A 13,594-nucleotide genomic window follows, 5' to 3' on the forward strand; every position below is an offset into this window, starting at 1 on the left:
TCATCACGTCGGTCAAGGAACTGCAAAACATCGCCGATAGCTTGTAATGTATTGGCTTCCCCCAAGCGAGCGCCGATGTCGCGGTAAAATGACAAAGCGGTTTCGTAGCGTTGTAATGCTTCATCACGTCGGTCAAGGAACTGCAAAACATCGCCGATAGCTTGTAATGTATTGGCTTCCCCCAAGCGAGCGCCGATGTCGCGGTAAAATGACAAAGCGGTTTCGTAGCGTTGTAATGCTTCATCACGTCGGTCAAGGAACTGCAAAACATCGCCGATAGCTTGTAATGTATTGGCTTCCCCCAAGCGAGTGCCGATGTCGCGGTAAAATGACAATGCGGTTTCGTAGCGTTGTAATGCTTCATCACTGCGTTTGAGGAACTGCAATACATCGCCGTACACCTTGAGTAAATCACTGTAGCGTTTTAATTCATCTGGATTTTCTGGCTGTTGCCACTCTTGATCTAAACGCTTATATAATGTCAGACGGGCTGGATAGTAGTAATTTTTTTTTAAAAATTCGTCGCAGTCATCATGATTGTTTTCACGATCATAAACGCTAGAAAAAGCCTGAACATATTCCCCAAGTTCACAGTGATGATGAAAAACTTCTAGATATTCCGCCACATCATCGAGTTTATCTGTAGATAAAAGTTCCGGTTTCCGGCGTTGTTCGTAATAGGCGATGGCGCATTGATGCGCTTCTGGTGAAGACGAGTTTTGTAAATAGCTTTGAATTAACGGTTGAAAATAAAACTTCCACACCCCTTGCTGTTTCTTCTCTTGTAACAGAGAACGTTTTGCTAGTTGTCGCAGTTGTATTTCTACCTGACTCTTCACCTCATCTGGAGAAGAAGAGGCAAAACCTAACCCTCCACCCCCCTTCCCTTGTAGGGAAGGGGGAGAATTCAAAGCCTCTCTCCTCAGAGGAGAGAGGTTTGGAGAGAGGTTTTCCAAGTCCTGTGATTCTACTTGTTCTTCATTAATGAAGCCAGACATCGCCATTGCTGCTGAACAGTCAAAGGGTAAGCGATACACGCTTAAATACTGCAACAGAGTTTGTAACCTGGGTTCTAAACGCTGAAGACTCGCATCTAAGATTTTAGCAATACTCGCCTCTGGATCATCTCGGTGCAAGCCTAATATCTCGAAAATATCCTGTTTCAAAACACTAATATTCGCCTCTTCTCCCTCTTCAGCTTTCAGCAACCCCGCCACCAGCTTCAATAACAAAGGATGTCCATCAGCACTATTGACAAAATCTGCTAAATTTGAATCTGAACCTTGAATTTCTAAAGCTTGTAACAACGCCACCCCTGCATCTGTGGAAAGTCCATCCAGTTTTAACCATTGACTTTGGTTTAGGGTATTGTTTGGTAGCGTTGGTTGTTCGCGGCTATTCACCAAAATCTTACTTTCACTGCTAGAACCGAACCAACGCCATAAAAATTGATCATAAGCCTGATCTCGCCATTGTCCATCATTGTGCAGCAAAGTTTCCAGGTTATCGAACACCAGCAAATATCGTTCTGTTTGCAAACAATCACAAACCGCAATTAATAAATCTTCTGGTTTTTCCGGCGCTGGTTTCTCCAACTTATCCAATAGCCAGCGTCCCCACACAGCAAAAGGATACGCATCACTAAAAGTTGCCCAAATCGTTTGGGAAAAACTCGCTGCAACTGTTTCACATAATTTAGCAACTAATGCCGACTTTCCATAACCTCCTGTAGCCGTCACACCAATTAGACGCACATTACCTGAATGTAACCATTGCTGCATTTGGTCAAGTTCAGCAGTCCGCCCTTGCCAATAGCTAGTTTCTGGATGCAGTAAGTTAATAATGGGACTTGAATTTATCCGTTGTTTTACGGACGACTCCAGTCAACCCTGTGGCGGAGTGCCATGATAATGTATTGTATTGCCAAATTGATTAGTGTTGTTCTCACCCGTTTTAGTTTGATAATTCTGTCCACCATAGTTGTACTGATTCTGGCTGCTGTTATCTTCCACGCGATGAATATTGATTTCATCAGCAATTTTTTGGACATCTGTGGCAAAGTTGCCGTCAGCTTTCATTACATCCAGGAGATAAACCGCTACTCGCTGTAACGCTTCCTGATTACCTTGTTCAACATCGGTTAAAGCATCCTTAGCGCCAGGATTACCACTGAGTCTTTTCCGAATCGTCTGATACAATTCGTCAATCTTCTTCAGTCCCGTCTCAGTAAACTTTTCACCTAACTTACCTACACTCGACTCAAAGAACTTGCCAAAAGCAACTTTTGCGATCGCTTCCGCTGCTGCTAAAGTAATAAGGCTAACCATATCTTGGTAAATTCCTCAACCAACAACTATATTTTATATTTTGTTCTACGTTTAATTACAGTCTCAAGTATCTAAATTCCACAAATCTTTTAAAACAAACGATAAAGATAAGGGGAATAACTACAAAGCAATGCCCAAAGTCTTTATCTCTACGTACCAGTATTTGATAAGTTAGTACATAATCTGAAACAATAACAGTAAAAGCAAAGAGGGGATTACGTTGAGTCACAATCCAGATGCCATAGCGCCCCACGGTGGACAGTTGGTTAACCGGATCGCCACACCAGAACAAAGAGCAGAGTTTCTCTCAAAAGCCGACTTTTTGCCGCGAGTGCAACTTGACGATCGCGCCGTTTCTGATGTAGAAATGATTGCGATCGGTGCTTTCAGCCCGTTGACGGGTTTCATGAACCAGGAAGACTACGATCGCACTGTGACAGAAATGCGACTAGCTAATGGTATTGTGTGGTCAATCCCCATTACACTATCGGTAAGCGAAGAAGTAGCTTCTCCCCTGAAAGAAGGTGACTTAATCCGTCTGGATAATTCCAGAGGTGAATTTATCGGAGTTTTGCAACTCACCCAAAAATATAACTACGACAAAACCCGCGAAGCAATAAAAGTCTACCGCACTGATGATGTCAATCATCCCGGCGTGCAGGTACTCTATAACCAAGGTACTGTACATCTGGCGGGTGATATTTGGCTACTGGAACGCGAACCTCATCCCCAGTTTCCCACTTATCAAATTGACCCAGTTGCTTCACGGCAACTATTTCAAGACAAGGGTTGGAAAACCATCGTCGGCTTTCAAACTCGTAATCCCATCCACCGCGCCCATGAATATATTCAAAAGTGCGCTTTAGAAATCGTTGATGGTCTATTTTTGCACCCATTAGTCGGGGCGACAAAAGAAGATGATATTGCTGCTGACGTGCGGATGCGCTGCTATGAAATTTTGCTGGAACATTACTACCCCTTAGACCGGGTAACTTTGGCAATAAATCCCGCCGCAATGCGCTATGCCGGACCTCGTGAGGCAATTTTCCATGCTTTAGTCCGCAAAAACTATGGCTGTACTCACTTTATCGTCGGACGGGATCATGCTGGCGTTGGTGATTATTACGGCACTTACGATGCTCAGTATATATTTGAAGAGTTTGCACCAAGTGAATTGGGCATTGTGCCGATGAAATTTGAACACGCTTTTTACTGTATGCGTACTAAACAGATGGCAACATCTAAAACCAGTCCCAGCAGGCCAGAAGAACGCATTCACCTATCGGGGACAAAAGTCAGGGAAATGCTGCGGCGTGGTGAATTACCTCCGCCAGAATTTTCCCGTCCAGAGGTGGCGGCAGAGTTAGCGCGGGCAATGCGGATAGAAGTATCGGTATAGGACATTGGGCATGGGGCATGGTGCATGGGGCATGGGGCATTGGTTATTTCTCCCTCATCTCCCTACTCCCTACTCCCTACTCCCCACACTTTGATCAAGCAAACACCATCTGTAACTTTACACTACAGAGTTCAGCCCTGTAAGCTGCTAGCTAATGGGCTGAAAACTAATAGCTAATTATGAAACGGCGCACGTTTTTACACAGAATTGGCTCAATACTCGCAGTATTGGGGGTAACTGAAGCTGATTGGTTAACTTTGGGAAATCGCTATTACTACGCTTTGGCAGAACCAAATCAGCGCAAGTTGGCATTGCTAATAGGTATTAACCAATACCCACAAATTCCCGCCCTCAGTGGTTGTCTGACGGATGTGGAACTACAAAAAGAACTTTTGATTTATCGCTTTGGTTTCCAAGCTTCAGATATCTTGACTTTAACTGAAGAACAAGCTAGTAGGGAATTCATTGAGGCAGCTTTTTTGGATCACCTCGGTAAGCAAGCTAGATCCGGCGATGTAGTCGTCTTCCACTTTAGCGGCTATGGCAGTCGTGTTAAATTGGAAACATCGCCAGAGACAATGCAAAATGCTCTGGTGCCAGCTAATGGAAGTAAAGATTCACAGAATAAGCAAATAGTCAACTATATATTAGAAGAAACTCTGCTGTTATTATTGCGATCGCTCCCCATAAACCGAGTAACAGCAGTATTGGATACTAGTTATTATGTGCCAAGCCCAATATTAGGATTAAAAAGTCGCGCCCTTCAGGAATCAGTAGAAGCAAAGTTAGCAGCTGAGGAACTCGACTTTCTCCAACAACTTAAAACTCAGGAGTTACTCAACAATCCTGTCGTCTTAGCAGCTACCTCAAATCCCAAGCAGTCGGCGAGAGAAGGACTCTTTTCTGGTTTTAGTGCTGGGTTATTTACCTACGCATTGACACAGTATTTATGGGAATTTACCCCAGCCACGAGAATTCAAGTCGCCCTCTCCCATGTTGAAAATTCTCTATCCAAATTGGGTAGCAAACAGCAGCCAGCGTTATTAAGTAGTCAGAAAAATCCATATCTGGAAAACCTCTCTCCTCTTAGGAGAGAGGCTTTGAATTCTCCCCCTTCCCTAGTAGGGAAGGGGGCTGGGGGGTTAGGTTTCCCGTTAGCTCCAGACAGTATCATTGGTGCAGAAGGGGTGGTGACAGCTATTGAAGAAGACGGCAAAACAGTCCATCTGTGGTTGGCAGGATTACCCCCACAAGTGCTGCTATACTATGGGGTGAATTCTCGATTGACTCTAGCAACAAGAGAAGAATTAGTATTGCGATCGCGGACTGGATTAACAGCAAAAGCGCAAATTGCCAAAATTGAAGGTGCAAATTCCCTACAAGTCGGGCAACTCGTCCAAGAAGCAGTCCGGGTTTTACCCCGAAATGTTAATTTAACAATAGCTTTGGATACTGGATTGGAAAGAATTGAGCGGGTAGACGCCACAAGTGGCTTTGCCGCATTTGCCCGGATGTCTACCGTAGTAGCAGGGGAACAACCGGCTGATTATCTATTTGGTAAGCTACAGCAAACACCTAGTCATTATGGTCTATTTTCTCTTGGTGGCGAGCTAATTCCCAATACCACGGGGGAAGTAGGAGAAGCAGTAAAATTAACAGTGCAAAGGTTAGCGCCAAAATTATCAACTTTGTTAGCAGCCAAGTTATGGCGACTCACAGAAAATCAAGGTTCTTCCCGCTTGGCTCTCAAAGTAACCTTAGAAATAATTAGTGATGTATCGCCTCACGTCGTCATCCAGCGCGAAACAGTCCGAACTTTCAAAACTGAAACTTCGATCAAAAAATCACTCCCCACTCCCCACTCCCCATTACCCCTTATCCCCAGAGGGGACCCCACCTTCCCCACTCCCATTGTCCCTATCGGTAGTCGAATGCGATATCGAGTGGAAAACCAGAGCGATCGCCCAGTATATTTAATCTTGGTAGGATTAAACAATAATCATACAGCGATCGCTTTCTACCCTTGGGAAACCCCTCAAGAACCAAACACTGCGGACACCAAGCCCCTGCTTAAAGAAGTCGTCATCGCTCCAGGTGAAACCCTCACCTTCCCTCAAACTAATGCTGCTTCCCAATGGGTAATTTCCGGGCCAGCTTCTGAGTGCGAACACCAACTGATTTTTACTACCGCCCCCTTTAGCGGAACTCTCGCTGCCTTGAACACTGCTAAGTATTCCACAGCCGAAGAAGGGCCGATTAGCCCATTGTTGAATTCCTTAGAGGTTGCACAAGCCTTGCTACAAGATATACATAACGCTAGCCCCCTCAAAACGGAGATGAACGGCACAGCAGCCGAGTCATATATATTGGATGTGAATAATTGGGCAAGTCTTAGCTTTAGTTTTCAAGTAGTGTAGGCTAAGAGGATGTTTTAAAAGTTCTCTGCTCAGTAGCAAAAAGTTTTAGATTCCCCTAAATCCAGGCCAGATGCAACAAGAGTGGCTCGCTGCCCAACGCAGTGGCTCCCCGATAAATTGGGAGACTTTGATTCTTCCCCCTTTTGAAGGCTATCCAACTGCTTTAATGAAAAGTGGAACTTCAGGCGAAACTTTGTATGCTGACATTTACCCAACTTAAACCACCTAATCAAGATGCCACGGTGACTTTGACTCTGGCGCTGACAGCAGAAGAACGCACCCGCAGTCGTCATCGCTTTGAAGCAGATGGTAAGGTTGTGTTTTTACATTTACCTAGAGGAACTGTCTTACACGATGGCGATATTCTGCGAGAAGAAACCCATAGCAGTTTAATCAGAATTACTGCCAAACCAGAACTAGTGCTGACTGCCTTTGCCCAAGCTCCACTATTATTATTACGGGCGGCATACCATCTAGGAAATCGCCATATACCTGTAGAAATTACTCCGACTTATTTACGTTTGTCCTCAGATTCAGTTTTACGCACGATGTTGGAACAATTGGGGTTAGAAGTGAAAGAGGAAATTTTACCGTTTCAGCCAGAACTGGGAGCTTATGGACAACACCATCATGCTCAGTGATAGCCATTTTTTGAGTATTTTACAACTGGCTAGCCCCGCTTTACCTGTGGGAGCATATAGTTATTCTGAAGGCTTAGAAATGTTGGTAGAAAATGGTACGATCGCTAACCAGATACATCTCAAACATTGGCTAGAAGCAGAGTTGCTCTACGGGGCAATTCGGTTAGAGGCGGCGGTGATGGTACGATCGCAGCAAGCGGCAAAAATAGGTGATGTTGATTCGCTATGCCGTTGGAATCTGTGGTTATCGGCTGCTAGAGAAACAGAAGAGTTACGCGCCTCTAGTTGGCAGATGGGGCGATCGCTCATCCAATTACTTGGTAAACTAGATACACAGATTGTGCCTATTGTCAATGCTATTGGTAATCCTTGCAATTATGCGATCGCTTTTGGCATTGCCATTGCCCATTGGCAAATCAGCATTAAAGCCGCATTACTGGGATATCTGCATAGTTGGGCAAGTAATTTGATTACTGCTGGTGTGAAACTTATTCCCCTTGGACAAACAGCAGGACAGCAGTTATTGCTAGATTTGCAACCATTATTTAGTGCTGCGGCGTTAGAAATTCTCGCGTTGGAGGATGATCGACTCGCCTGCTGTAGTTGGGGTTTGTCACTGGCGAGTATGCAGCATGAAACGCAGTATACAAGGTTGTTTAGGAGTTAGTCATTGGGCACTTGTACTGAGCGTACCCCTGCGGGGATCTTGCTACGCGTAGCGTCTCCAAGAGTTGCCGTTGGCGCAGCCTAAGAAGAGAAGTATTGGGCATGGGTCAGAGTAGACAAGGATAATATAAATAATGAATGCATTTAGAGTGGGGGTTGCTGGACCAGTGGGTTCGGGGAAGACGGCTTTGGTGGATGCTTTGTGTAAGGGGTTGCGTGAGCAATATCAGATTGCGGTGGTGACGAATGATATTTATACTCAGGAGGATGCTCAGTTTTTAGTGCGTTCTCAGGCGTTGGCTAGCGATCGCATTTTGGGTGTCGAAACTGGTGGTTGTCCTCACACTGCCATCCGCGAAGATGCTTCGATGAATTTGGCAGCAATTGAACAATTAGAAGAACGTTTTCTTGATTTGAATTTAGTCTTTTTGGAAAGTGGTGGCGATAATTTGGCTGCTACTTTTAGTCCCGAATTAGTAGATTTAACGATTTACGTCATCGATGTTGCAGCAGGCGATAAAATTCCCCGCAAAGGTGGTCCCGGCATCACTAAGTCTGATTTGTTGGTAATTAACAAAACTGACTTAGCACCCTATGTTGGTGCAGATTTAAGTGTGATGGAACGAGATGCTAAAAAAATGCGCGGCGATAAACCTTTTATTTTTACTAATTTAAAAACTCAGTCTGGGCTTGCAGATGTAATTAACTTTGTTTGCACAAATATCTGTTAAGGGACTGACAATTAACAATTCCAAATTCCAAATTCCAAATTCCAAATTAAAGACATTTCAGACGAACGCGAGTGCGTCTCCAAGAGTTGAGGAGTGCGGTCTTCTCCCTTGGCGCTAGCCTCTCCCAATGTGAGAAGACCGCGCTGCCTTGTCTCTATGATTCGTTTCTTTGGATAATTTATTTCTTGGAAATCCCTAAAAAGAATTTTATAACCCAATACAATTCAGTTAAGCAATTTTTTCCTCCTCCTTCTTCTCTCTCCGTGTCGCGCCAGTTGCTTCAAGTCGGGGAACCCGCCCAACGCACTGGCTTCTCTGCGCCTCTGCGGTTCGTAAAAAAAATGACTTTGACTCATAGTACTAGTGGTCTGTCCCATTAATTTTGCGGGGTTATAAAAGTTCGTAGTAAGGACTTTAGTCCTTGATTTAAGCGATAAATCGCTCACTACAAACCCTTCATAACTAAGGGGATAGACTACTAGCCTTAACCCAAGCGTATTGTTTTATAACCCACGAAAAATTAGATCCCCGACTTCTTTGAGAAGTCGGGGATCTGGACAATGGGAATTTTCACAACTCATTTAGGATTGCTATAGACACGGTTTATCAGCCTTTTTACTCGACAGTTGAGGCTTAACTCTTTGTCAAAGTCAATTTTTTTAACGAACCACATTCGCGTTAGCGTCTCCCCTTCTCCCAAAGGGAGAGGCTAACGCCAAGGGAGAAGGACGCAAAGAAAGAGAAGAAACAAATGCTTAACTGAACTGTATTGGTTTATAACCGCCCTTTTAACTATCAAGTCCGTAGATGACGACTTCGCACACGTTCGGCACTACCAGTAGGAATTGCAGCAATTAATTTTTGCGTGTATTCCTCTTTGGGTTCCAGGTAAATGCTTTCAGCTGTGCCTTGTTCAACAATTTGACCGCGATTCATAACTAAAATGCGATCGCTCATAAATTTCACCACACTTAAATCGTGAGAAATAAAAATATAAGTAAGCTGAAACTCTGACTGTAACTCTTTGAGGAGATTTAATACCTGCGCCTGTACTGAAACATCCAGCGCTGAAACTGATTCATCGCAGATGATAAACTTAGGATTTAATGCCAAAGAACGGGCTATACAAATCCGTTGGCGTTGACCACCAGAAAACTGATGAGGATAGCGGTTAATCGCATCTGCACTCAACCCTACCCGTTCTAAAAGTTCAACAACTCGCTGGTGTCGTTGTTGCTTGGTTTTACCAACAGCGTGAATTAACAACGGTTCCATCACCGCATCCCCAACCTTCATTCGTGGATCTAGTGAACTAAAAGGGTTTTGGAAGACTATTTGCATTTCCCGCCGCAGTTTTTGCAACGCTTCTCCTTTGAGGCTAGTAATATCTTGTTTCTCAAAGATAATCTGACCACTCATCGGTTCAATTAATCGCAACAAGGTTCTGCCAAGGGTGGTTTTACCACAACCAGATTCTCCCACTAAACCTAGTGTTTCTCCTGGTTTGACATCAAAGGAAACGCCATTAACAGCCATATTGTAGCGTTTTGTTCCACCAAATACCCCACGCACTGGAAAACCAACTTTCAAGTTGCAGATTTGCAACAGGGGTTCCAATTCATTAAAGTTTGCCAATCTTGCAGCAATCTCTTCAGTGGTGACTTCTATGGGTTGTGCGGGTTCTTTCGCCTGAATTATTACTTGTCCCGTTGGTGTCTCTTCTGCACTCATGTAGTCGGAAACGGTGAGTAATTTTTGGGGACGGCGGTCAAGTGAGGGGCGACAAGCGATCAAACCCTTAGTATATGGATGTTGGGGACTGCTGAAAATTTGCTCAGAAGTGCCGGATTCGACAACTTTGCCTTTATACATCACGGCTACTTCGTCAGCAATTTCCGAAATTAGCCCCAAGTCGTGGGTGATGAAAATCATTGCCATATCACGACTTTGTTGTAATTCTCGAATTAACTCTAAAATTGTGGCTTGTACCGTCACATCCAAAGCTGTAGTTGGTTCATCGGCAATTAAGATTAATGGGTTGCAAGAAATTGCCATTGCAATCATCACCCGTTGCAACTGACCCCCAGAAAGCTGATGGGGGTAACGTTCTAGCATGGCTTCTTTGTGTTCTTTAACCAACTGTGGCAACTTTGATGCATCTAGTTTCGAGGAATTGCTGTTGGTTTGATGCCAAGTTTCGATATACTGTTGCTGGATCTCTTCATCGCTAGGTAGAAGTTTAACCTCTTGTAGACCTGCGATCGCAATTTGTCGTGCTTGGGCTGCTGACACATTTTGATGGCGCATAATTGCTTCTGTTAGCTGAAACCCGATGTTATAAACCGGATTGAGCGAACTCATCGGTTCTTGAAAAATCATGGCGATGTCGCCACCCCGATGTAACTGCATTTGCTCAGGAGGCAATTTTACCAAATCAATGGCGTTACCATTCTCCTGGGGGCGAAACCAGATTTCACCGCCAGTCACTATACCGGGAGTTTGCAATAAACCCATCACAGCTAGTGCTGTCACTGATTTACCACTCCCCGATTCTCCTACTATTCCTAGAGTCTCACCTCGATGCAGCACAAAGGAAATACCATCTAAAGCTCTGACGCTATTGCCATCACTGGGAAATTCAACTTGTATATTGCGAACCTCTAGGACAGTTTCTCTCATAGGAGTTTGGTATGAATCTTAACTTAAAATTATTTGGATTTTAACAATAGTTTTGATATATATGTAGGTGAATTTGGTTTTATACTCGTTGGCAGTTTTTCACTGCTTAGACCTTAACTTATATCTTGCACCTAGCCCTGGCGATTAGAAATCGCGGCTATACAAACTTTCGTCCGCCTACACGGACTAACGCAAAATTAAGGGTTTGAAACCCGCGTAGGTGGTCACTGAGCTTGTCGAAGTGCGGGTTTTGCTTGTGTAGCCGCGACTTCTAGTGCAAGAGTACAAGATATGAGTTAAGCACAATTGACAAATCATATACTTCCACTATGTGCTTTTCAAAAATCTTTGCAACAGATGAATCGGCTTGAGGGGCGTACATCTATACGCCCCTAATAAATATTTCGTGAAATGGTATAACCCCAAAAATATTAAGTTCTAAGGCACCTCAATGGGAATCAAAGCATTTTCTGGCAAATAATTGCAAAAACGCCCTTCATCTGCCAGCACCAAAATTAGGCGCAGGGAATAATCAGGTGGAACTTGCAAATCTGCCCACGGCACTGCCAACTCTAAACAATTATTTAAAGCTACTTGAGCGCGGCTGAAACGTGGCTGCCATTGATAATTGTCTCCAGCTTCCCGAAACTGAATCGATTGTGTCAACAAGTTAACTTCTAAAAGATGGTGGAAAAGGTAATTGAGTGGGGCTGCATCTGGTACATCTGCCAAGGGAACTGGGCTATTGACCATTGTTTTTTCGGGATAAAACCACAGCAAATTCAACTCTGCTGGAAAACCCCGTCCTGGTGCAACGCCACTTTTAAAGTCCAGCCGCAAATAGAAATTCAGGTGATCCACTCCATACCAAAGTCGTTGGATGACGCTGCTATTGTGCATTGTCCCCCGCGCCCCACCGATTTCTATGCGTCCAGCTTTATCCCAATCTTGTTCATCACCCTTACCATCGATGACGGGATGAATAAACCCTTGTGGTACATGGTTTGGCTGTGCTTGGTGGCTTTCAACTGGTTGCTTGAGATAGGGCGGTACAGGTTCATTTAATGCCTTGTAAATGCCAAATAAGTGTTCTCGAAACAATCGGTCAAAAATAGCATCTTGATTTGAGGAGTGTCCTGCACCAAACCACCAAAACCAGTCAGAACCCTCTGCGGCATACAATGCTTCCCACGCTTCTGGGTTGTTTTCTTCCGTCGCTTCGGGATGACTTGCGAGGATTTTCCTAGCTTGTGTCAAGTAATCCCAAGCACGATTTTTGGCCGGATCGCCGATCCAAGTGGTGAAACTGCCATCCACCCAAGAACCACTATGTAGTTGCTCTCCGGCAATGGTGGCTGTGGCTGGAAATTCTTCCAGAAATTCGGAGACAGTAACGAGTTTGAGGTGGGGTTCATCACTCAAACTTTGATATAAAGCTTCTAGGAAGGGTTTGCCATCTTGGGGATAAAATTCCCAGCAATTCTCCCCATCTAAGGCGATGGTAACTAGCCAAGGTTGTTCACTTTGACTCTCTCTTTGCATTTTAGCGATCGCTTGCAAATGTCCCACTAAGTCTGCTGCTGCCTGTTTTGCTGGCATCGAACTATAAGTAAAGCCAATCAAATCTGATAATCTGTGGTCACGAAATACAATTGACAAATCACCCTCTGCGGTTTGCAGGCGATAGGGTCGATACAACAGTTCTGGTTGCTGCACATTCCCCGCCCCATCCCGATGAAAAAAGTGTTTTAGCGTCCACCCTAGAACGGCTTCATCTGAGCATATCCACTTAAATCCTTGGTTAATAATATGTGGCAGTATTGCCGGACTTACTGATTGTTCCGAAGGCCACAAACCACGAGGTATCTGTCCAAAGCGTTCTTGATAAAAGTTCCAAGCTTTTCGCAAGTGGCGGGGAATATCTTCTGCCCACTGAAAACGCTGCTGAGGTAGTGTCATATTAGGCACAGCTACCCGACCGGAATTAGTATCAGCTAGCAAGGGTAAAATCGGGTGAGTGTAAGGGGTGGTGGTAACTTCTAACTGCCCCGCCTCCTGCATTTTTCGATGTTGGGGGATAATGCGGCTGAGGATTTCTCGTTGTTTGGAATAAATGCGCTGGCGATCGCTTAAAGTAAAATTCCGTCCCTGTTTTAACCAAGTAGCAATTTCTGGGTCATCCCAAAACAACGGATCAATCCAAGCCAAATTGTGCCAAGCTAGCAAATCACCATAATCTGGCAATTCCCAATTTGCCAAACACCAAGCTTGCCCTTTTTCCTGCCTTTGCTGATATAACTCAGAATAGCGGGGATGAGGGTCAATCAGGGTATGGTGATTGGCATCGAAAAAGTGTTGGATAATAAACTCACGCTGTTGCTGGGTGAGTTGTTCATCTGGTGTCAAGCTGGCTGTGAGATAAGGGTCAAAAGCAGTGCCAGCAACATAATCTTCCAGTTGCAATATCAGCGATGGAACTAAATTCACCGTTTGGTGTAACTTAGGATAGCGCTCTAAGAGCAATACCAAATCCAAATAATCTTTAGTCCCATGCAAACGCACCCAAGGTAGACGGTAGTGCTGACTCGAAGATAGCGAAACGTCACTACCAGGAGATTTGTAAAGTGGCTGATGTTGATGCCAGATAAAAGCAATGTAGAGAGGATGGGACATAGTGAGTGATCAGGGGTTAGGAATTGGGGATTAGGTATTAATGATAAATTATGAATGAAAA

Annotated in this window: 9 protein-coding genes; 5 read left to right on the forward strand and 4 right to left on the reverse strand. The window is 44.4% G+C overall.

Features of this window, described 5'->3' with window-relative positions; translation table 11 throughout:
• A partial coding sequence (locus V7K97_RS07790) for a tetratricopeptide repeat protein (RefSeq protein ID WP_334800272.1) occupies window positions 1-1,781 on the reverse strand: 1,781 nt, incomplete at its 3' end.
• A 102-nt stretch (window positions 1,782-1,883) separates the two neighbouring features.
• Entirely contained in the window at window positions 1,884-2,327 is a 444-nt protein-coding gene (locus V7K97_RS07795) for a hypothetical protein (RefSeq protein WP_334800273.1), read from the reverse strand.
• A gap of 220 nt (window positions 2,328-2,547) precedes the next feature.
• Between V7K97_RS07795 and sat the strand changes: the two genes are divergently transcribed.
• The 5 genes from sat (at window position 2,548) to ureG (ending at window position 8,181) form a co-directional block, all read left to right on the forward strand.
• Window positions 2,548-3,726: a sulfate adenylyltransferase gene (sat, locus tag V7K97_RS07800; protein ID WP_334800274.1), complete on the forward strand. Its 1,179-nt coding sequence runs from the start codon at window positions 2,548-2,550 to the stop codon at window positions 3,724-3,726.
• 179 nt (window positions 3,727-3,905) lie between these two features.
• The gene (locus V7K97_RS07805; protein WP_334800275.1) at window positions 3,906-6,143 is read left to right on the forward strand and encodes a caspase family protein; all 2,238 of its coding nucleotides are present in this window, start codon (window positions 3,906-3,908) and stop codon (window positions 6,141-6,143) included.
• Between the two features lie 197 nt (window positions 6,144-6,340).
• The gene (gene ureE / locus V7K97_RS07810) at window positions 6,341-6,784 is read left to right on the forward strand and encodes an urease accessory protein UreE (protein ID WP_334800276.1); all 444 of its coding nucleotides are present in this window, start codon (window positions 6,341-6,343) and stop codon (window positions 6,782-6,784) included.
• Window positions 6,759-7,451 (forward strand): urease accessory protein UreF, encoded by a 693-nt coding sequence (locus V7K97_RS07815; protein WP_334800277.1) that lies wholly within the window; start codon window positions 6,759-6,761, stop codon window positions 7,449-7,451. The genes ureE and V7K97_RS07815 overlap by 26 nt, the downstream gene beginning before the upstream one ends.
• Window positions 7,452-7,584: 133 nt before the next feature.
• Complete coding sequence (gene ureG, locus V7K97_RS07820) at window positions 7,585-8,181, forward strand: urease accessory protein UreG (RefSeq protein WP_334800278.1); 597 nt, start codon at window positions 7,585-7,587, stop codon at window positions 8,179-8,181.
• A 795-nt stretch (window positions 8,182-8,976) separates the two neighbouring features.
• Here ureG and V7K97_RS07825 read toward each other — a convergent pair.
• Both V7K97_RS07825 and V7K97_RS07830 read right to left on the reverse strand, forming a co-directional pair.
• Window positions 8,977-10,860, reverse strand: coding sequence for an ABC transporter ATP-binding protein (locus V7K97_RS07825; RefSeq protein ID WP_334800280.1), 1,884 nt, complete (start codon window positions 10,858-10,860; stop codon window positions 8,977-8,979).
• 438 nt (window positions 10,861-11,298) lie between these two features.
• Entirely contained in the window at window positions 11,299-13,533 is a 2,235-nt protein-coding gene (locus V7K97_RS07830) for a glycoside hydrolase (protein WP_334800281.1), read from the reverse strand.
• Between the last annotated feature and the right edge of the window lie 61 nt (window positions 13,534-13,594).

Origin of the sequence: Nostoc sp., assembly GCF_036917815.1 — a bacterium.
In the GTDB taxonomy this organism is placed as follows: Bacteria; Cyanobacteriota; Cyanobacteriia; order Cyanobacteriales; family Nostocaceae; genus Nostoc.

Excerpts from the sequence above, each read along its gene's own strand:
- V7K97_RS07830 (WP_334800281.1), bottom strand. The coding sequence starts at position 13,533 with ATGTCCCATCCTCTCTACATTGCTTTTATCTGGCATCAACATCAGCCA.
- V7K97_RS07795 (WP_334800273.1), bottom strand. The coding sequence starts at position 2,327 with ATGGTTAGCCTTATTACTTTAGCAGCAGCGGAAGCGATCGCAAAAGTT.
- ureE (WP_334800276.1), top strand. The coding sequence starts at position 6,341 with ATGCTGACATTTACCCAACTTAAACCACCTAATCAAGATGCCACGGTG.
- V7K97_RS07805 (WP_334800275.1), top strand. The coding sequence starts at position 3,906 with ATGAAACGGCGCACGTTTTTACACAGAATTGGCTCAATACTCGCAGTA.
- V7K97_RS07825 (WP_334800280.1), bottom strand. The coding sequence starts at position 10,860 with ATGAGAGAAACTGTCCTAGAGGTTCGCAATATACAAGTTGAATTTCCC.
- V7K97_RS07815 (WP_334800277.1), top strand. The coding sequence starts at position 6,759 with ATGGACAACACCATCATGCTCAGTGATAGCCATTTTTTGAGTATTTTA.
- ureG (WP_334800278.1), top strand. The coding sequence starts at position 7,585 with ATGAATGCATTTAGAGTGGGGGTTGCTGGACCAGTGGGTTCGGGGAAG.